The organism is Aurantiacibacter suaedae, assembly GCF_005434915.1.
Taxonomy (GTDB): domain Bacteria; phylum Pseudomonadota; class Alphaproteobacteria; order Sphingomonadales; family Sphingomonadaceae; genus Alteraurantiacibacter; species Alteraurantiacibacter suaedae.
Map to the genome: position 1 here is coordinate 1,289,471 of NZ_SKCG01000001.1, position 19,680 is coordinate 1,309,150.

Here is a 19,680-nt window from a genome sequence, read left to right on the forward strand (position 1 = left end):
CTGGCGCCAGCCGCCAAGGTCAGAAGGTGTAGCCGACCCCGAAAGCGCCGAAGAACTGGTCTTTCGAACCGCGCACGCTGGTAAATGGCGTATCCGCCGCATCGCCAAGCACGCGCGAATAGCCGCCCACCACGACCAGCGCGAAGCCGCCATTGGTAAGGTCGCCGTCGAGATCGATGCCGGTCAGCAGCGTTGCGCCGGCGCGGGTGAAACCACCGCCAGTAGGCTGGAACTCGGGCAGTTCGCCCCCGGTCGCGAGGCTCTGCTCGGGGCTGACAGCGAAGTAGTAGTCATGGAACTTCGCGTCGGCATATTCGGTGGACAGCGATAGGCTCGCCACCATTCCTCGGCTGAGCGGAGTGAAATAAGTAACCGAGGGGCTTACCACGAAGCCCTTGTGAGCGCCGTTGATATCCCATGCGGCATCGGTGCTGAAGCTCAGGCTGTCGTAGCCGTGAAGCACCTTGTTGATGGTCACGCCCGCCGTGGGGCCGACTTCGATCGCCTTGTCGAGCTTGCCAAGGCTAGCCACGACTTCGTCCTCGATCTGGGAGTTGCGATTGGCGCGCAGCCGCCCAACGACCCCGAGATCGAAACCGACCTTGCCGTCGCCATCGGGGACGAAATCGAGCGCGAGCCCGCCGCCGCGCGGAGATATCCCCACCCCGCCAAGCGAGCCCTGCACAATCGGCAGCGGCGTAAAAACGTAATCGTCCGAGCCAAGGTAGCTCGGGTTCACCACCACGCCCACGCCCACCGAGAGGTAGTCGCCGGAAAAGGCCGTATCGCTCAAATCGATTTGGTCGTCGCTGTCCTGCGCGCTGGCGCCGGCCGACAGCAGAGCGGCAGCGGCAAGAGCAAGGCTGGCCTTGAGCGAACCGGCCTTGAGTGAATAACTGGACATATTAGGGCTCCCCGAATTTAAGGTGAAATGTTCGGCAGACCGAGTTGGTTCCTCAACGGCAATCGGCTATCGTAGTTGGGATGACCGGGCAAACCTTCGATATCGCCATTGTCGGCGGAGGGCTGGCCGGAGGGCTGATCGCGCTCGCGGTGACGCAGGCACGTCCCGACTTGGCCTTGCGGCTGATCGAAGCAGGCGCGCAGCCGGGCGGCAACCATCGCTGGAGCTGGTTTGCCAGCGATCTGCCCGCAGGCGGTGAGGCCCTGCTCGCCCCCTTCAAGAAGACAGTGTGGAACGACGGCTACGATGTGCGCTTTCCCGACCACCGCCGCCATCTCGCCAGCCGCTATTGCTCTCTGGCGAGCGAGGATTTTGCCGCCACGCTGGCCCGCGAACTGCCCGCAGGGGCGATACTGGCCGGCGCCGAAGCCGCTGCGCTCGATGCTGGCGGCGTGACACTCGAAGACGGACAGCGCATCGATGCGCGCGCCGTCATCGACTGTCGCGGCTTTGCCCCCACTGCCAACCTGTCGGGGGGCTGGCAGGTCTTCATGGGCCGGCACCTGCGCGTTTCCCGGCCCCACGGTCTAACTGCGCCGGTGATCATGGACGCGACGGTCGCGCAGCTTGGCGGCTACCGCTTCGTCTATGTCCTGCCGCTGGGCGAGCGCGAGCTGTTCATCGAGGACACCTATTATGAGGACGAGCCCACGCTTGACCACGCCGCGCTCAGTTCCCGGCTCGATGATTACGAACGGATGCAAGGCTGGGAGGGCGAGATTCTCGGCAGCGAAACCGGCGTATTGCCCGTTATTACCGGAGGCGATTTCTCCGCCTTCCAGGCCGAGCAGCGCATCGCGGGCGTGAGTATGGCGGGCGCGCGGGGCGGCTTTGTCCATCCGCTCACCAGCTATACCCTGCCCTTTGCCGTCGGCACCGCATTGGCCGTGGCCGCCGAGGCCGATCTGCCCGGCGAACAGCTTGCCGCACGGATCGAAGAGCGGGCACGCGAACATTGGCAGGCGATGGGATTCTATCGCCTGCTCGGGCGGATGCTGTTCGGCGCCGCCCACCCGCAAGAGCGCTACCGCGTGTTCGAACGCTTTTATCGGCTGTCCGAAGGGTTGATCGAACGCTTCTATGCCGGGCGCTCGACGATCGCTGATCGTGCAAGAGTGCTTGCGGGCAAGCCCCCTGTTCCCATATCTCGGGCTGTCGCTGCCCTGACACGCCCTGCCCCGCCCCTGGCGGCGCCCCAACACGAGGACTATTCATGACCCCTGCCGAAGGCCGCACCGCCTGCGTGATTGGCGCCGGTTTCGGCGGGCTCGCCCTCGCCATCCGGCTACAGAGTGCCGGGATCGCCACCACCGTGATCGAATCGCGCGACAAGCCGGGCGGGCGCGCCTATTTCTGGGAGAGGGACGGTTTCACCTTCGATGCCGGGCCAACGGTTGTGACCGATCCCGATTGCCTGAAAGAGCTTTGGGCGCTTTCCGGGCACGACATGGCGGCCGATGTCGAGCTGATGCCGGTCATGCCGTTTTACCGGCTCAACTGGCCCGATGGCACCAACTTCGACTATTCGAACGACGAAGCCAGCCTGCGCAAGGAGATTACCAAACTCGATCCGGCTGACGTGCAGGGCTACGACCGCTTCCTCGAATATTCAGCCGGGGTGTTCGAGGAGGGCTACCTCAAGCTCGGTACCGTGCCGTTTCTCGACTTCGGCTCGATGGTGAAGGCCGCGCCGGCGCTGATGAAGTATCAGGCCTGGCGCAGCGTCTATTCCATGGTCAGCAAGTTCATCCGCAGCGAGAAGCTGCGCGAGGCGTTGAGCTTTCACACGCTGCTGGTGGGCGGCAACCCGATGAAAACCAGCGCGATCTATGCGCTGATCCACAAGCTTGAGAAAGACGGCGGGGTGTGGTGGACGCGCGGCGGCACCAACCGCCTGATCGCCGGGATGGTCCGCCATTTCGAGCGGATCGGCGGCACAGTGAGGCTCGGCGATCCGGTCAACCGGATCGAGACACTCGGCAAGCGGGCCAAGGGGGTTCACACCAAAAGCGGTTGGTATGGCGAATTCGACGCGGTCGCCTCGAACGCCGATATCGTCCACTCCTACCGTGACCTTCTGGGCGACAACCATCGCGGCAAGGTGCAGGGCAAAGCTTTGGCGAAGAAGAGTTTTTCGCCCAGCCTTTTCGTGGTTCACTTCGGGGTCGAGGGAAGCTGGCCGGGCATTCCGCACCACATGATCCTGTTCGGCCCGCGCTATAAGGGCCTGCTCGACGACATCTATACCCACGGCGTGTTGCCGGAGGATTTCTCGATCTATCTCCACCACCCCACCGTGACCGATCCGAGCATGGCCCCCGAAGGCAAGAGCACCTTCTATGCGCTGGTCCCGGTGGCGCATCAGGGCAAGCTGGCGATCGACTGGTCGGTGGTGGGGCCGCAGCTGGAAAAGCGCATTCTCGACGAAGTCGGACGGCGGCTGATCCCCGACATCCACGACCGGATCGTGACCAGTTTCCACTATGCGCCGACCGATTTCAGCCGCGATCTGAACGCCCACCTCGGCAGCGCGTTCAGCCTGGAGCCGGTGTTAACGCAAAGCGCATGGTTCCGCGGGCATAATCGCGACGACGTGATCGAGAACTTCTACCTCGTAGGCGCGGGCACCCATCCCGGCGCAGGCATCCCCGGCGTGGTCGGCAGCGCCAAGGCGACTGCGGGGCTGATGATCGAGGATCTCACCCGATGAAGCGGCTCGCGGTCTATTGCGGCTCTGCCACCCCAGCGGACCCGCGCTACATGGCGCTTGCCCGCGAGGTCGGCGCGAGCCTTGCACAGCGCGGGATCGGTGTCGTCTATGGCGGCGGCAAGGCTGGGCTGATGGGCGCTGTTGCGGACGGCGCGCTGAGTGCGGGCGGCGAGGTGATCGGCGTTATTCCCACAGCGCTGGTGAACCTCGAGGTGGCGCATAAGGGGCTCACCGAGTTGCAGGTGGTCGACACCATGCATCAACGCAAGCAGGCCTTCACCGACCTGTCTGACGGCTTCGTCACCCTCCCCGGCGGCGTTGGCACGCTGGACGAACTGTGGGAAGCGATCAGCTGGGCGCAGCTGGGCTATCACTCCAAGCCGGTGGGGCTGCTCAACGTCTTCGGCTACTATGACGGGCTGCTCGCCTTCAACGCCCATATGGCCGAGGTCGGCTTCGTCCGCAGCGCGCACCGCGAGATACTGATTTCCGCCGAGACGCTCGAAGGCTTGCTGGCGAAGATGGCCTCTTTCACCCCCGCCAAGACGGTGGTGGAGATGCGGGTGGACGACCTATGAAGCGCATCGCTCCTCGCCCGCTGGTTGCCAGCCTCGTGGTCAACCAGCCCTATCGCTCGGCCGGCGGCGGGCGCAGCCGCGCGGCGCTGGTCAAGCGTTCTGCTGAATCCATCGCGCTGGGCTCGAAGAGTTTTGCAAGCGCCTCGCTGCTGTTCGACAAGCCCACGCGCGAACGCGCGCACCTGCTCTACGCCTGGTGCCGCCGCTGCGACGACATCGCCGACGGGCAGGATCACGGCGGCCCGCTCAGCATCGACGAGAAGCAGGGCCACGACCGGGTCGAGGCGATCCGCATCCTCACCCACCGCGCGCTTGATGGTCAGCCGACCTCCGACCTTGCCTTCGACGCCTTGGGGCTGGTGGCTTCCGAATGCGGGCTGACGCAGGCGATGTGCGACGACGTGATCGACGGCTTCGCGCTCGATGCCGAGGGCTGGCGCCCGCGCACCGAAGCCGATCTGATGCGCTATTGCTATCACGTGGCAGGCGCTGTGGGCGTTATGATGGCCAAGGTTATGGGTGTGCCCGACAGCGAGGAGGACACGCTTGACCGCGCCTGCGACCTTGGCCTCGCGTTCCAGCTCAGCAATATCGCGCGCGACCTGTCCGAAGACGATGCCGTGGGCCGCTGCTACCTTCCCGTAGAGTGGCTGGTGGAGATGGATATTCCGCCCGGCCAGCACATGAAACCGATGTACCGCGACAAGCTCGTCACGCTGGCGCGGCGGCTGGTGCATCTGGCCGAACAGCACGAGGCAGCGGCGCGGTTGGGCGCGCGGCACCTGCTCTTTCGCCAGCGCTGGGCGGTACTGGCGGCGACGAACATCTATGGCGCAATCGGGCGCAAGGTGGTGGAGCAGGCGGAGCTTGCCTGGGATCACCGGGTTCGCACCAGCAAGCTGGAAAAGCTCGGCCATATCCTGTCGGCGCTCAAGGAAGCGCGCCTTGGTGCCTGGCCGCCGAGTGAAATGCCCCGCTGGACGCGCGGCGAACTGATGGTGCGCGCCCGCATGGCAGGCAAGCCAGCCGATGTGAAGTACACCCCGCTGCGCGACGAGGATGTGCGCAAGAAAGAGGATTGAGATCCCGCTCGCCCTGAGCGGCCCCATTCTCCCGGCTCCGCTCAGGACGATCGGGTGCGGGATCTAACCCGCAAGATATTCCGCCAACCCCGCCTGCTGCTCCGCGCTCATACGCAGCCCCAGCTTGGTGCGCCGCCAGAGAATATCCTCGGCCGTCTGCGCCCATTCCTCGCGGCGCAGATATTCCACCTCTGCCTCGCTCAGCCCGCAGCCGAAGTCGCGGCCCAGATCGGCGCGTGTCTTCGCCCCGCCCAGCCACAGCACTGCATCAAGCCCATAAGCGCGAGCAATCCGTAGCGCCTCGGCCTCACTCAAAAACGCATAGTCGGCCTGCAATTCGCGCACGAGGATCGGCTGTGCCAGCTTGGGAAAATCGCCGCCCGGCAGCGGCGCATCGGCGGTCCATGCGGGCTTGGCGAGACAATCTAGCCGCGTACCGAGCATGTCCACCGCCTCCTCGGCCACGTGCCGATAGGAGGTGATCTTGCCGCCGTAGATGCCGAGCACCGGCGCGCCCTCGCTCTTGGACGAGAGCGACAGGCGATAGCCGCGTGTCGCCGCCTCGGGCCGGTCCTCGCCTTCGTCGATCAGAGCGCGCACCCCGGCGTAGCTGTGCACCACATCGGCGCGGGCGATCGGATCGGCGAAGTTCGCGTTGAAGGCCTCGATCAGATAGGCGATTTCGGCCTCGCTTGCCTCCACCTCGTCAAGCGGCCCATCATGATCGGCATCGGTGGTGCCGATCAGTGTGAACTCGCCTTCGTAGGGGATGGCGAAGCAGATGCGCGTGTCGGGCAGTTGCAGGATATAGGCCCGGTCATGATCGAAGCGGCGGCGCACCACGATGTGCGAGCCGCGCACCCTTCGCAGACCGAAGGCCGGTTTGCGGCCCATCGCGCCGGCCACATCGTCCGCCCCCGGCCCGCCCGCGTTGACGACCGACCGCGCGCGATAAGTGCCCTGCGCGGTGACGACCCGCCATTGCCCATCGCCGTCGCGGCCTGCGCTGGTGACAGGCTCGCGGGTGCGGATTTCGGCCCCCTTGCGCGCGGCATCCAGCGCGTTGAGCACCACCAGCCGCGCATCGTCGACCCAGCAATCCGAATATTCGAAACCATGCGTCGGCCCCGGCAGCAGTTCCTTGCCTGCCGGATCGCGCTTCAACCGGATCGTGCGCGTGGCCGAAAGGTCTTCGCGCTTGCCGATATGGTCATACAGAAACAGGCCCGCGCGCAGCATCCAGCGCGGGCGCATCCCTTCACTCACCGGCAACACGAAGCGCATCGGCCATATGATGTGCGGGGCGATGGCCCACAGCCTCTCGCGTTCGCCCAGCGCCTCGCGCACCAGCGCAAACTCGGCATATTCGAGATAGCGCAGCCCGCCGTGGATCAGCTTGGTCGACTTGCTGGAAGTGCCGCTGGCAAGATCGCCCGCTTCGAGCAGAAGCACCTTCGCCCCGCGCCCCGCGGCATCGCGCGCCACGCCCGCGCCGTTGACCCCGCCGCCGATCACGATGAGGTCGTACAGCGCGCTCACCTGACAGGCACCGTTTCTTGCGGGGGATAGTGCAGGCGGCGGAACAGCACGCCCCGCTCGCTGAACAGCACCAGCAGCAGCGCCAGCACCGAGGTGCCGAGCAGCGACCAGGCGAAGGGCAATGCCGTGCCATCGTACGACTGCCCGATCAGAACACCGACCATGGCCGCGCCGAACATGCGGAAGAAGGTCTGCACGCTGGAGGCCGCGCCCGCGATGGACGAAAACGGCTGCATCGCGATTGAGCTGAAGTTCGCGCCGAGGAACCCGAGCAGGCCCAGGTTCACGCTCATCAGCGGCAGGAACCAGTAGATATTGCCTGGATGGGCATAGGATGACCAGACCTGCGTCGCGCTCACCCCGATGAACATCAATGTGCCCGCATGGCTCACCCGGCGGGCGCCGAAGCGCATCACGATGCGCGAATTCACGAGGCTGGAGATCGCCATCATCGCCGCCGTCCCGCCGAACAGCACCGGGAACCACGCGCCCACGCCGAAGAAATCCTGATAGAGCTGCTGCGCGGAGTTCACGTAGCCAAACACCCCGCCCATCAGCAGCGCCGCGCCGAACACGTAGCCGACCGCTTGCCGGTTGATCAGCGCCAGACGCATGTTGCGCACGATCACCGGCACCTCGATACGCTGGCGGTTACCCTCGGTCAGCGTCTCGGGCAGGCGGAACCACACCCACAACGCCGCAATCCCGCCCATCACGGCCAGCCCCACGAAGATGAAGCGCCACCCGGCGACCAGCGCAATCGCCGAGCCGAGGCTGGGCGCGACCACGGGCACGGTGATGAACACCGCCGAGACCAGCGACATCAGCCGCGCCATGGCATCGCCATCATAGATGTCGCGCACGATTGTCATCGGCATCACCATCAGCCCCGCGCACAGCAGCCCCATGATCCCGCGCATCCACAAAAGCACTTCGAAATCGGTGAGGAAGGCGCTGATCAGCGACAGCGTGCAATAGGCGGCCAGCGACGTGAGGATAACCGGGCGGCGACCGAAGCGATCGCCAAAGCTGCCCGGCAAGAGCGCGCCGATCCCCATCGCGATGGTATAGACCCCGACCACCAGCTGCCGACGATTTGCGTCAACCACGGCAAGGTCGCGCGCAATCTCGTCGAGCAGCGGCAGCATGGCGTCGATGGCGAGCGCGTTAAGGCTCATCATCAGGGCGAGCAGCACCACCAGTTCGCGGCGGCCAATCTGAATGTCGGAGGTTTTGCGCTTGGGCATCGCATAGCCCTTATCGGCTAGGTTGCATTGCCGCAAATGCGAAAACACACCATATGTATTGTGCCATGATGGACGACGATGCCGAGGCGCCCGACGACGTTCAGGGTCTGCGCAAGATCATCCATGTCGATATGGATGCCTTCTTCGCCAGCGTCGAACAGCGCGACGACCCTGCCCTGCGCGGGCGGCCGGTGGCGGTCGGCGGCTCCAGCGGGCGCGGCGTGGTGGCTGCGGCCAGCTATGAGGCGCGCAAGTTCGGGGTGCGCAGCGCCATGCCCTCCGTCACGGCGAAGCGGCGCTGCCCCGAGCTGATCTTCGTGAAAAGCCGGTTCGACGTCTATCGCGAGGTCTCCGCGCAGATCCGCATGATTTTCAATCACTATGCCGAGCATGTCGAGCCGCTGAGCCTGGACGAGGCCTATCTCGATGTCACCGACGACATCCGCGGCATCGGCTCAGCCACGCGTATTGCCGAGCTGATCCGGGCGCAGATCCGCAAGGAGACGCAGCTCACCGCCTCGGCGGGCGTGTCGTACAACAAGTTTCTCGCCAAGCTGGCGAGCGATCAGAACAAGCCCGATGGCCTGTGCGTGATCCGCCCCGGCGAAGGCGCGGCGTTCGTGGCATCGCTGCCGGTGCGCCGGTTTCACGGCATCGGCCCCAAGGGCGCGGAGAAAATGGCACGGCTGGGCATCGAGACGGGCGCGGACCTCGCGACCAAGGATCGCGCATATCTCACGACCCATTTCGGCAGCTTCGGTGACTACCTTTTTCGCGCCGCACGTGGGATCGATCTTCGGCCCGTGCGCTCTAACCGGGTGCGCAAGTCAATCGGCGGTGAGCGCACGTTTGCCGAGGACATCTCCGATCCCGGCGAACTGCGCGAAACACTGGCGCGGATCGTTGACATCGTGTGGGAGCGGATCGCCGAGAAACAGGCGCGCGGGCGCACGGTGACGCTGAAGTTGAAATACCGCGATTTCCAGTCCGCCACCCGCTCACGCTCGCTGCCGCACTGGGTGAGCGGGCGTGAGGAGTTCACCCAGATGGCCGGAGCTTTGCTGGAGGCGGAACTTCCGCTCGCGCAGCCGATCCGGCTGATGGGACTGACGCTAAGCAATCTGGAACGCACTCACAGCGATGAGCCAGCGCGCGACGAGGCACAACTGAGCCTGCTTTAGATACGCGCAGTCCGGATGCAGTCGCCAACGCTGGCCTTGCGGTCATCTGGCAGCGCCGCGCGCCCGAACCAGCCGGCCTCCACGATCTCGCCGCCATTGCTCTGCGGCTCGCCCTCGGCTTCGCCGAGCACGACATGGACCACGTTGGTCGCGCCGTGCAGATCGCGCCGCTGCGGCTCAAGCGCATGGGCCGCGTGCAGGGCGAGACCCGTTTCCTCGGCAAACTCGCGCCGTGCGGCATCGAGCGGATCTTCGCCTTTTCCCATGCCCCCGCCAGGAAATTGCCATTGCGATCCGCCGTAGCTGGGGCGAACCAGCAGCAGCTCACCCGCGCGGTTGCGCGCGATTACGGAGCAGCCATGCACAGTGGGCTTGCGCAAGCGCCAATAGGACAGGCGCAAGCGGTGAGCGATGCGGTAGGCAAGGCGCGCCAGCGCCTGCTGAATCAGGCGAAACATGTCACCGGCTGCCGCGCCGCACTAAGCAGCCGCGCCACCGGCAGATCGTGTGCGCCTGCCTGCGCGCCTTCGAACACCTCGCGCTTGTCGTCGCCGCGGATCACGAACATCAGCTGATCGGTGTCGAGCAGCGCCGGGATAGTCAGCGTCAGGCGATCGAACGGTGCTTCGGGCGGGAGCGGGTCGGGCGTCAGGCGGCGAACCGTGGCCGCATCGTCCACCTGCGGATCGGTATTGGGAAACAGCGAGGCAATGTGGCCATCGGCGCCCATGCCCAGCCATACCAGCGCGAAGTGCGGCAGCGTGGCCCCTTCTTCCAGCGCGACGACGTTGGCACCAAGCGGCTCGAGCAGCGTGCGCAACTTCCCGGTGTTGCTGGCCTCGTGATCTTCGGGAACGATCCGGTCGTCACCCGGCCAGACCTCGATCCCGCGCCAGTCGCTCATGGTCTCGGCCAGCCGTTGCAGGATCGGAAACGGGGTCGATCCGCCGGGAAGGCAGATCGCGATGGGCCGCTGCTCCTCGCGCAAACGGGCTTTCAAAATGCCTTCGAGGAAAGCGGCAATGGCGGCATCATCCGCCTGTTCGATGAGATCAACGCTAGTCATCCAAACAGCCTACACCGCAGCGCGCTTGATGGCGAGCCGCGGTGTAGGCGCTCAGGCTGATGCGAGGCTCAGCCGAGAAACGACTTGAGGAACCAGACGCGCTCTTCGGCCATGTCGGTCCAATCGTCGATCAGGCCATCGGTTGCGTTGTCGCCTGCCTTGTCGGCCGCTTCCTTCAGCGACTTCAGGCTGGCGACGAGCGCGGCGTTATCGTCGCGGAGCTGCTTGACCATGGTGTCGGCATCCACATCGGTGGCGTTTTCTTCAGCAACGTTAGTCGCCGCCATCACGGTCGAGAGCGAGGTCAATGTGGGCGCGTCGTTCTTGCGCACGCGCTCGGCGATGGCGTCGATCTGGCCCTGAATCTCGGCGGCCTGTTCGTCGAACAGCAAGTGAAGGTCGCGGAAGCGCGGTCCCTTTACGTGCCAGTGGAAGTTCTTGGTCTTGATATAGAGCGCGAAGTGATCGGCCAGCAGGCCGTTCAGCCCCTCGATCAGTGCCTGCTTCGAATTGTCGCCAGTGGTAGCCATTGCTGTACCCCTTTTTTCATTGTGATGTTCAGTGCACCTAACGCCGAACGGGGTAAGGCGTTTCCACCAATTGGACGATTGTGCTGATCGGATTATCCGATCACACACCTAGAATACTGCAATCCATCCAATCACTCCGCCTGCCATCAGCAGAGCCACGCCGAGGCCCCTTCGCACGATGCGCAGCGGCAGGCGCTCCCAGTCTTCGCCCGCAATCGCCGCGACGGGCAGAACCGCGAACGCCGCGAACAATCCGCCGGCGGCAGTAAAGGCGGCGGGCGCCGTTCCGCGCGCCGCCAGAGCCAGCAGCACAAAGCCCGGCGCGCCCGAAACCAGGCGCACGGCCAGCACCAGCACCGTAGCTATGGTGGAGTGCGTCGGCTCGGCAGGCGTCGGGGATGCGCGCAACACGAGCAGTTCCGCCCCTGCCACCAGCAAGGCCAGGGCCACGAACAGACGCCCTGCCGCGCCATCGAGATGGACCGCAAGCGATCCGGCGAGCCACACCGGCAGCGCCGCGAAAACCAACGCCGCCAGCATAATCGCCACATGCAGCCCCGGCGCGCGGTGAAGCGCCTGCGACAGCCGCGCGACGAACAGCGCATCGCGGCCAGCCGCGATCACCAGCGCGCATGTGAGAAAGGCGAGAAAAAAGGCCGACATTCCGCCCGCTCTATAGCTGCCGTGCAGACGGCGAGCCAGATTGCATGGTTGCCCGCGCCGCCTCGCCAATGGCCTCTGCGACCACCCGGAACATCTCGGCGGCAGGCGAACTGCGCCGCCAGATCAGACCGATCGAGCGATAGGCTGACCAGTCGACCACATCGAGCCGCACGATCGAGCGTTCACCACCCGCTTCGGAGCGCAGATACAGCTCGGGCAGCAGCGCCATGGCAATGCCCGAAGCCACCATCTGGCGCACCGAATCGAGGCTCGTGCCCTCGTAATCCTTGAGCACCACCGCACCCAGAGCATCGCATATGTCGCGCACCTGGCGGTGGTAGTGATGACGCGGATCGAGGCTGAGAAAGTGCTCCCCGGCAAGTTCGGCCTGCTTCACCGCCACCTTGGCCGCAAGCGGGTGATCGGGGGTGGCGACAACGCTCAGCGGCTCGCGGAACAGTGGCTCGATCTCGATGTCGTCGCCCACCACCGGCAAGGGCGCGAGCAAAAGGTCAAGCGCGCCATTGCGCAAATGCTGCACCTGTTCATCGGGGATCCCGTCACGGATGTGCAGCTTCATGTCGGGGTATTCGCGATGAAGGCGCGCAATCACTTCGGGCAGCAGATAGGGGCCGAGCGTGGGCGTAACCCCTAAGCGGAAGGTGCCCGCCATCCGCTCCGCACTGCGCGCGGCGATCCACTTCACGTCGTTGACCTCGGCCAGAATGGCGCGGGCCTTGCCCACCACATCGCGCCCGATCGGGGTCAACGCGACACGGTTCGATCCCCGATCGACCAGCCCCGCGCCAAGCCGCTCCTCCAGCTGCTTGAGCTGCTGGCTGAGCGTGGGCTGCGAGACATGCAGCGCAGCCGCCGCGCGGCCGAAGTGGCCATGATCGGCAAGGGCGACAAGGTATTCGAACTGGCGCAATGTTGGCATAGCCGTGATAGCCTAGCTCTATTGAAGTAGCCTTGCCAGTTCGATTGGCAATACTGCGCCGTCACCGCCAGCTTGTGCTCGGACAACGCAAGGAGAGACCCTATGGATGACACACATCTCGAAAAGCTGCGCAAGCGGCACCGCGCGCTCGATCGGCTGATCGACACCACCAAGGCGCTCTCCCGCCAAGGTGAACTGGCGCAGTTGAAGCGCCAGCGCCTCCGGCTGAAAGATCGCATCGCGCAGGCCGCGAGTTGAGCGCGAAAGCGCAGAACAATTCAGGGGCGCAGGACTTTTCTGCGCCCTTTTTCGTTGCCGGCGATGCCAAGCCTTGTTCCTACTGATGATAGATCACACTGGCGTTTCGTAATAGCCATTACCTATCACGCCACCCACCGCCACTTGGCCACCCCGGAACATTGCTTCATTTTCAAAGCGCTGCAGCCAGTAATCCCAAGAACCACCTCACGCGAGAGAAGCCGCACAACGGGCTCTCGATTGAAACCAATCCGAACCAGGGCCATTGTCGGAAAGCGGACCGGGCCCCTCTGGCAAGCGACTTCCTGGCGCTTGCGATGTCGGACCGCATCGGACGGCCGATGCACGGGACCTGGCCTGCCCCTCTATGCCCCCGCCTGTGCATGGCCGTCCGATCGACATTCCCTTGTTGGAGACATGACATGAAGGCCCGCATCTACAAATTGACCGAGTATCTGCAGCGTGTGGAAGAGCGCCTGTCGCTGGAACAGCAACGTGAGCGCCCCAACGGCTTTGCCCTGTTGCACCTGAAGCTGCTCCGCCTGCGCATCAGGAACACTCTGAGCCGCGCGATCCAGCGCCTTGCCAAGCCGCAAGTGCAGGCGACCTGAGCAATGCTGGCACGTGCAACCCTCGCACTGCGCGACTTTTTGAAACAGGAAAGCGCCGGCGGAATCGTTCTTATCGCCTCTGCGGTGCTCGCGCTGATCGCAGCCAACAGCGCGGCCGCGAGCGCCTATTTCAGCACGCTGGAGCTGCCCGTCGCCGTCACTGTCGGCAGCTTCGCCATCGACAAGCCCCTGCTCCTTTGGATCAACGACGGGCTGATGGCGGTGTTCTTCTCCCTCGTCGGCCTCGAAGTGAAGCGCGAGGTGATGCAGGGCCAACTATCGAGCTGGAACAAGGCTTCGCTTCCTCTGTTCGCAGCCATCGGCGGGATGGCCGTGCCCGCGCTGGTATTTCTCGCGCTCAATTCGGGTACGCCGGAAAATGTTGCTGGCTGGGCTATCCCAGCCGCGACCGACATTGCCTTCGCGCTTGGCGTATTGTCGCTGCTCGGACCGCGCGTGCCGGTTGCGCTCAAGGCGCTTTTGCTGGCGATAGCGGTGATCGACGACATCGGCGCCATCACCATCATCGCGCTGTTCTATTCAGGCACCATCGACACCTCCATGCTGGCAGGCGGTGCCTTGGCGCTGGTGGGCCTCATCGCGCTTAACCGGCTGCGGATCGCGTCTTCGATCCCCTATGTAATCCTGACCGTGGTACTGTGGGTGTTCGTTCTCAAATCGGGCGTCCATGCGACGCTTGCGGGCGTGGCTGCGGCCATGACCATCCCGCTCACCGCGCGCGGCGGTTCGGAGCCGCTCGCCCATATGGAACACGCGCTGCACCCCTGGGTGGCCTTCCTCGTGATCCCGATTTTCGGCTTTGCCAATGCGGGCGTGAGCCTTGTCGGCTTGTCCCCCGCCGACGTGCTAGCGCCGCTGCCGCTGGGCATCGCGCTGGGCCTACTGATCGGCAAGCAGGTGGGGATTTTCGGGCTTTCGTTCGTGGCGGTGAAGCTCAACCTGGCGAGCCTGCCGGAAAATGTCGGCTGGCGGCAGGTCCATGCGGTGTCGCTGCTGGCGGCGATCGGCTTCACGATGAGCCTGTTCATCGGCAACCTCGCCTTTGCCGATCCGGCGCAGGTCGATGCGGTGAAGCTGGGCGTGCTTTCGGGCTCGCTGGTCGCGGCGCTGGGCGGCTATGCGCTGCTGCGAATATCGCTGAAAGGCGGGTGAACTGGAGCGGGTGAAGGGAATCGAACCCTCGTCGTCAGCTTGGGAAGCTGCTGCTCTACCATTGAGCTACACCCGCAAGGCGCTGGACTGGATGGGTTTTCGGGCAACAAAAACAGGCACGCCCAGCCATTTCAGCGCGATTGGCGCGGCCTAGCCTGCTTTTCCCGCCGGATCAATCGCGGCTTTGTTTCGCACCGCGAGATTGTGCGCGAAAACTTTCCAGCGGATGCCTCGCGCCCGCTGTAAAGTTGCAATTGGCCAGTTGCGCCCTATGTACCATCGCTCTCGACCGAGACTGAAAAACGACGTTGCCTAGATGCACGAGGCTGTGCGCCTATTGCGCGTCCGCAAGACGGGTACAGATGCCGGAAAACAACGAAACGCCCATTTCTCCCCCCTTGGTGGAGCTGGATATCAACACCCACGACCGCGGCTTCTATGACGGATTCAGCCGCGAGGTGACGATCCCTTCGAAGATCATCGTTTCGTTGATCATCATGTGGGCAATCTTCTTTCCGGTTTCGGCAAACGAGACGCTCACCGTCGTCAATTCAACCATCGTCGCGAACTTCTCTGGCTGGTACGTCTATCTCGTTGCCGCGCTAATGGTCACTTGCCTTCTTCTCGCGCTGATCCCGAAGGTGGGTTCCCTGCGGATCGGTAATCCCGGCGAAAAGCCCGAGTTCGGTTTCTTCAGCTGGTTTGCCATGCTGTTCGGCGCGGGCATCGGCATCGGCATGTTGACCTATTCGACCGGCGAACCGCTGGCCCACTTTCAAAACAATCCGGACATCATCCGCGGCACGGTCGCTGCCGTTTCGCCCGAAGCGGTGCGGCCTGCCTATATCTACACCTTCCTCCACTGGGGTCTGGCGGCATGGGGCTGCTATGGACTTGTCGGCCTCTCCATCGGCTATGTGGCCTACCGGCGCAATCTGCCGCTTACGATCCGCTCCGCCCTGGCCCCGCTGTTCGGCAAGACGATGGAGGGCGGTATTGGCCACATCGTCGATATCGTGGCCGTGGTGGCAACGATCCTCGGCGTGGCCGTCACGATGGGGCTCGGCGTCGAACAGTTCGTCGCGGGGCTCAGCCGGATCGGTCTGGGGGACTGGCTGCTTGATACAGACGGCAGGTCGACGCCCATTGCCATTACCGTCTCGCTGGCGCTTCTGGTCGGGGCCTCCACGCTCAGCGCGCTGTCTGGCGTGGGCAAGGGCATTAAGTGGCTGTCCAACCTCAATCTAGGCCTCTCGCTGGCGCTGCTGGCCCTGTTTGCGGTGGTCGGCGTGGGGCTGGCGGGTCTCGAACTGCTCGGCGTGGCGATTTTCGACTATCTTCTCAATCTTCCGCGCGCGGCGCTGACGCTGTTCCCTTCCGACGGGACTGAGATCGGCGAGGCGCTGGTACGCTGGCAGCTCGACTGGAGCGTGTTCTACTGGGCCTGGTGGATCGCCTTTGCTCCCTTTGTCGGCATGTTCATCGCGCGCATCTCGCGCGGGCGAACGGTGCGCGAATACGTGCTGGGCGTAATGATCGTGCCTTCGCTGATGTGCTTTGTCTGGATGGTTCTTGTCGGCGGCACGGCCATTGAGCTGGAGCTTAGCGGACAGGCGCAGGGAGCCATCCTTGCCGCACCGATTTCCGATCAGCTCTATGCGACGCTGAACGTCCTGCTCGATCCCGCCATTGCCAAGATCGTCTCCGGCCTCGTGGTGATCCTGCTGATGACCTATCTCATCACCAGCACTGACAGCGCCATCCTGATCGTGAACACGATCAACGGGGCGGGCGAAACCGACGGCCAACGCCGGCGTCACATTGTGTTCTGGGGCTTCGCGCTGGCAGTGATGGTCGGCTCGATGTTGATCATCGGCGGCATTGGCGCGATCCGCACCACGATGATTATCGGCGCTCTGCCATTCTCACTGGTGGTCGCCCTTATGGGCATAGCGATCGTGAAAGCCATCGCCTTCGACATCGTGCGCAAGCGCCACGGCGTGCCGACAACTGCAGAGGCCTGCGAGAACTGGCCCGAAGAGCAATAGCGAAACAAGTCAAACACAAGTCCACGCGCGAGCATCGCCTGATGAAAATCCCATCAACTTGTGTTGATCTTGGGCATTTTTCCAAAATGTCTACGAGCCTAAAAATATTGGCGCCCGATGCGCTTAATACGCCGACATTGGGGAATTAGTATTTCCCGATTATTTTGCGACAACTTTGAGTGTTGCGATATTGCAACGCAAATATCCCAGTTCCAGAAACTCCCCTGGCTCCGGTGGCCACCTCTCCCCCTTCCCGCTAATTGGCAGGCATTCCGCGCGTCATGCTTTTGCGGGATGATGCCTTTACGGATCGCGCCGCCGATAGAGCGTTGAGCGCGGTCGCAGGAACTTATTCTCTTAGGGGTTTTACAAATGCTGAAATACTCAACCGGCGCGTCCATCGGCGCGCTAGCCATCGCCTTGGCCGCCCCCGCGGCCGCCCAGGACACCGCTGCCGAAGCACGGCCTGCGCGCACCGGCGGTCTCGACACCATCCTCGTTACCGCGACCAAGCGCACCGAAGATCTGCAAGACGTGCCGGTTTCGGTGCAAGCCCTCGGAGAAGAGGGGCTGCAGCAGCTCAACATCGCCACCTTCGACGACTACCTCGACCAGCTGCCGACCGTGACCGCAGGCGGCAGCGGGCCGGGCCAGTCGACGATCTATATTCGCGGCCTCGCCTCGACCACGCCGAACCTCACCACCGCAGGCGTTGCGGGCCTTGCTCCCAACGTGTCCCTGTATCTCGACGAGCAGCCGCTGGCGCAGCCGGGCCGCAACCTCGACGTCTATGCCGCCGACCTTGCCCGCATCGAAGTTCTGTCCGGCCCGCAGGGCACGCTTTTCGGCGCCAGTTCGCAGGCCGGTGTGGTGCGCCTGATCACCAACAAGCCGAGCCTTGCCGGATTCGACGCAAGCGCCAGCGCCGGGGTCTCCTTCACCAAGGATGGCGAAACGAGCTACAAGACCGAGGTGATGCTCAACGTGCCGGTCACCGACACGCTCGCCATTCGCGGGGTCGCCTATCTCGACGATCAGGGCGGCTATATCGACAACGTTCAGGGCACGCGCACCATGCGCGGCAGCGCCCGCTTCCGTCCGGAAGGCACTGTCCGTGCCAACGGCGTTCCGGTCAGCGAGCGGCGCGCCGGCTTCTATTCTGACCAGGCCACGCTCGATTACCTCGACAGCGAAGTCACCTTTCAGGAGGCCAATAACGCCGCGCTGGTGGAAGACAACTTCAACGACACGCAATATGCGGGCTTCCGCGCCAGCGCGCTGTGGGAAGTGACCCCCGACTGGACGGTCACGGTCTCCCACACGCGCCAGAGCATCGAATCCGATGGCGTGTTCTTCGCCGATCCGGAGCTGGGCCTCGACAATCTCGACATTCAGCGCTTCTCCGACGACCGGATCGAAGACAATTTCTCGAACACGAGCTGGACGATCGAAGGCCGCCTGGCGATGCTCGATATCGTCTACACCGGTGCCTACACCGATCGCGAGACGCAGCAGAATGTCGGCTATTCCGACTACCTCTTCGTCGGCCAGTACATTCCGTATTACATGTGCGACACGGCCGTCGCCTATCCGGACTACGCCCTCCCCGCCCCGGCCGATCCGACCTGCTATGCGCCGAACCTGTCGGTCACTTCGGACACCGACACCACCGTGTTCACGCAGGAATTCCGCGTAAACACCCCGCAGGATGCCCGCATCCGCGCAACCGCTGGCGCGTTCTATTCCAACCTCGTGTTGAAGGAACGCAACGACTACTACTATGCTTCGGAACTGTCGCGCGGCGCCGATGGCGTCACGCGCGGGTTCGCGCCGATCTATCCCTTCACCAACACCGAAGTGACGGGCACCACCGGAAATGCAGCGCCGGGCTACTTCAGCGATCCCGGCCCGCTGCCCGAGAACGTGGGCTTCCGCAACGACGTGAAGCGCACCGACGAGCAGTTCGGCCTGTTCGGCGAGGTCTCGCTCGACATCGTGCCCGACCTGCTGACCGTCACCGGCGGCCTGCGCTACTACGATGTGAAGGTCGATCTCGAAGGCGCGGCGACTTCTGCGTTCTGCAAGCGCAACTCACCGATTTTCGGGGCTAACGTGGGTGTACCCGTGGAAGACCAGGTGAACATTCCCGGCTGCGGCGGCACGAACATTTCGGCCAAGTATGCGCCCGACAACCCCGACGGGAACCCCGACAAGGCCGCGACCGACGGCGTGATCTTCAAGGGCACGCTGACCTTTACGCCGACCGAAGACCTGCTGTTCTACGCCACCTATTCCGAAGGCTTCCGACCCGGTTTGCTGAACCGCCCTGGCGGCGTCGTTGGCAACAATGGCTATCAGGTTCCCTACGTGCTCGATACGGACGAAGTGAAGAACTACGAATTCGGGTGGAAGACCCAGCTGTTCGACCGGCAGCTGCGCCTGAACGGCAGCGCCTTCTTTGTCGATATCAGCCGGCTGCAGACGACGATCTTCGATCCCGACATCACCAACCTGTTCTTCTCGGACAATGCCGCGAACGCGGAAATCAAGGGCGTTGAGGCGGACTTCACGTTCCAGCCCTATGCCGTGCCGGGGCTGACCTTGGCAGGCGCGATGTCGATCCTCGATACCGAGATCACCGAAGTGCTGACCGATACCGACGACGTTGTGCTCGGTTCCCCGCTTGCCTATGCTCCGGAATTCCAGGGCAACCTGCGCGCGCGCTACGAATGGGATGTGTCGAGCGAGCTGACAATGCACGTCCAGCCGCAGGTCACCTACTCGTCCTCGAAGTTCACTGACATCATCCAGATCAACCGTCTGCAGCTGGATAGCTACACGACCTTTGATCTTGCCGCCGGTGTGACCAACGATACCTGGGCCTTCGAAGTGTTCGGCGAGAACCTGTCAGACGAGCGGGCGCAGATTGCCGGAAACTTCAATTTCGATGTCGCCCGCGTGACGGTCAACCGTCCGCTGACGGTCGGCATCCGGGTCTCCTACGACTATTGATCCGGCCTGAGGGCTGAAGCGCAAGCGGCGGGAGCGGACTTGAAGGTTCGCTTCCGCCGTTTTGCTTTGTTAAGGCGC

The 19,680-nt window shown here is 63.9% G+C and carries 18 protein-coding genes and 1 tRNA gene; 10 read left to right on the forward strand and 9 right to left on the reverse strand.

The window, feature by feature from the left end; genetic code table 11:
- Positions 1-19 precede the first annotated feature (19 nt).
- Positions 20-904 carry a MipA/OmpV family protein gene (locus tag E0473_RS06130; protein ID WP_137679915.1) on the reverse strand — a complete coding sequence of 295 codons (885 nt, stop codon included), beginning with the start codon at positions 902-904 and terminating at the stop codon, positions 20-22.
- 80 nt (positions 905-984) lie between these two features.
- On the opposite strand from E0473_RS06130, the gene crtY reads away from it, so the two are divergent.
- Genes crtY through E0473_RS06150 form a run of 4 tightly spaced genes read left to right on the forward strand, consistent with a single transcriptional unit; the run spans position 985 to position 5,334 of the window.
- Complete coding sequence (crtY, locus tag E0473_RS06135) at positions 985-2,181, forward strand: lycopene beta-cyclase CrtY (RefSeq protein WP_137679916.1); 1,197 nt, start codon at positions 985-987, stop codon at positions 2,179-2,181.
- Complete coding sequence (locus tag E0473_RS06140; RefSeq protein WP_137679917.1) at positions 2,178-3,674, forward strand: phytoene desaturase; 1,497 nt, start codon at positions 2,178-2,180, stop codon at positions 3,672-3,674. Before crtY ends, E0473_RS06140 begins: the two co-directional genes overlap by 4 nt.
- Positions 3,671-4,252, forward strand: a complete 582-nt coding sequence (locus tag E0473_RS06145; protein WP_137679918.1) for an LOG family protein — start codon at positions 3,671-3,673, stop codon at positions 4,250-4,252. The genes E0473_RS06140 and E0473_RS06145 overlap by 4 nt, the downstream gene beginning before the upstream one ends.
- On the forward strand, positions 4,249-5,334 hold the full coding sequence (locus E0473_RS06150; protein WP_137679919.1) for a phytoene/squalene synthase family protein: 1,086 nt from the start codon (positions 4,249-4,251) through the stop codon (positions 5,332-5,334). The genes E0473_RS06145 and E0473_RS06150 overlap by 4 nt, the downstream gene beginning before the upstream one ends.
- Positions 5,335-5,397: 63 nt before the next feature.
- On the opposite strand, the gene E0473_RS06155 is transcribed toward E0473_RS06150, so the two are convergent.
- Together E0473_RS06155 and E0473_RS06160 are read right to left on the reverse strand one after the other, a co-directional pair.
- Complete coding sequence (locus tag E0473_RS06155) at positions 5,398-6,873, reverse strand: glycerol-3-phosphate dehydrogenase (protein WP_137679920.1); 1,476 nt, start codon at positions 6,871-6,873, stop codon at positions 5,398-5,400.
- Positions 6,870-8,120, reverse strand: coding sequence for a multidrug effflux MFS transporter (locus E0473_RS06160; protein ID WP_137679921.1), 1,251 nt, complete (start codon positions 8,118-8,120; stop codon positions 6,870-6,872). The genes E0473_RS06155 and E0473_RS06160 overlap by 4 nt, the downstream gene beginning before the upstream one ends.
- Before the next feature lie 65 nt (positions 8,121-8,185).
- Here E0473_RS06160 and dinB point away from each other — a divergent pair, with 65 nt between their 5' ends.
- On the forward strand, positions 8,186-9,301 hold the full coding sequence (gene dinB / locus E0473_RS06165; RefSeq protein WP_137679922.1) for a DNA polymerase IV: 1,116 nt from the start codon (positions 8,186-8,188) through the stop codon (positions 9,299-9,301).
- Here the strand turns inward: dinB and E0473_RS06170 are convergent.
- From E0473_RS06170 to E0473_RS06190, 5 genes are all read right to left on the reverse strand, one after another.
- Positions 9,298-9,759 (reverse strand): NUDIX hydrolase, encoded by a 462-nt coding sequence (locus E0473_RS06170; protein WP_137679923.1) that lies wholly within the window; start codon positions 9,757-9,759, stop codon positions 9,298-9,300. The genes dinB and E0473_RS06170 overlap by 4 nt on opposite strands.
- Positions 9,747-10,367: a 6-phosphogluconolactonase gene (locus E0473_RS06175; protein ID WP_137679924.1), complete on the reverse strand. Its 621-nt coding sequence runs from the start codon at positions 10,365-10,367 to the stop codon at positions 9,747-9,749. The genes E0473_RS06170 and E0473_RS06175 overlap by 13 nt, the downstream gene beginning before the upstream one ends.
- Before the next feature lie 68 nt (positions 10,368-10,435).
- Entirely contained in the window at positions 10,436-10,897 is a 462-nt protein-coding gene (locus E0473_RS06180) for a Dps family protein (protein WP_137679925.1), read from the reverse strand.
- Between the two features lie 108 nt (positions 10,898-11,005).
- The gene (locus tag E0473_RS06185; RefSeq protein ID WP_137679926.1) at positions 11,006-11,560 is read right to left on the reverse strand and encodes a hypothetical protein; all 555 of its coding nucleotides are present in this window, start codon (positions 11,558-11,560) and stop codon (positions 11,006-11,008) included.
- Positions 11,561-11,570: 10 nt separating this feature from the next.
- Complete coding sequence (locus E0473_RS06190; RefSeq protein ID WP_137679927.1) at positions 11,571-12,500, reverse strand: hydrogen peroxide-inducible genes activator; 930 nt, start codon at positions 12,498-12,500, stop codon at positions 11,571-11,573.
- 102 nt (positions 12,501-12,602) lie between these two features.
- Here E0473_RS06190 and E0473_RS06195 point away from each other — a divergent pair, with 102 nt between their 5' ends.
- The 3 genes from E0473_RS06195 to nhaA all read left to right on the forward strand — a co-directional run bounded on the left by E0473_RS06195 (position 12,603) and on the right by nhaA (position 14,542).
- Entirely contained in the window at positions 12,603-12,758 is a 156-nt protein-coding gene (locus E0473_RS06195; RefSeq protein WP_137679928.1) for an HP1242/YdcH family protein, read from the forward strand.
- Positions 12,759-13,180: 422 nt separating this feature from the next.
- Positions 13,181-13,369, forward strand: coding sequence for a hypothetical protein (locus E0473_RS06200; protein WP_137679929.1), 189 nt, complete (start codon positions 13,181-13,183; stop codon positions 13,367-13,369).
- A 3-nt stretch (positions 13,370-13,372) separates the two neighbouring features.
- Complete coding sequence (nhaA, locus tag E0473_RS06205) at positions 13,373-14,542, forward strand: Na+/H+ antiporter NhaA (RefSeq protein WP_137679930.1); 1,170 nt, start codon at positions 13,373-13,375, stop codon at positions 14,540-14,542.
- 2 nt (positions 14,543-14,544) lie between these two features.
- Here nhaA and E0473_RS06210 read toward each other — a convergent pair.
- A tRNA-Gly gene (locus tag E0473_RS06210) sits at positions 14,545-14,618 on the reverse strand.
- 286 nt (positions 14,619-14,904) lie between these two features.
- Here E0473_RS06210 and E0473_RS06215 point away from each other — a divergent pair.
- Together E0473_RS06215 and E0473_RS06220 are read left to right on the forward strand one after the other, a co-directional pair.
- Positions 14,905-16,590, forward strand: a complete 1,686-nt coding sequence (locus E0473_RS06215; RefSeq protein ID WP_137679931.1) for a BCCT family transporter — start codon at positions 14,905-14,907, stop codon at positions 16,588-16,590.
- A 372-nt stretch (positions 16,591-16,962) separates the two neighbouring features.
- Complete coding sequence (locus E0473_RS06220; protein ID WP_137679932.1) at positions 16,963-19,602, forward strand: TonB-dependent receptor; 2,640 nt, start codon at positions 16,963-16,965, stop codon at positions 19,600-19,602.
- Positions 19,603-19,680 lie beyond the last annotated feature (78 nt).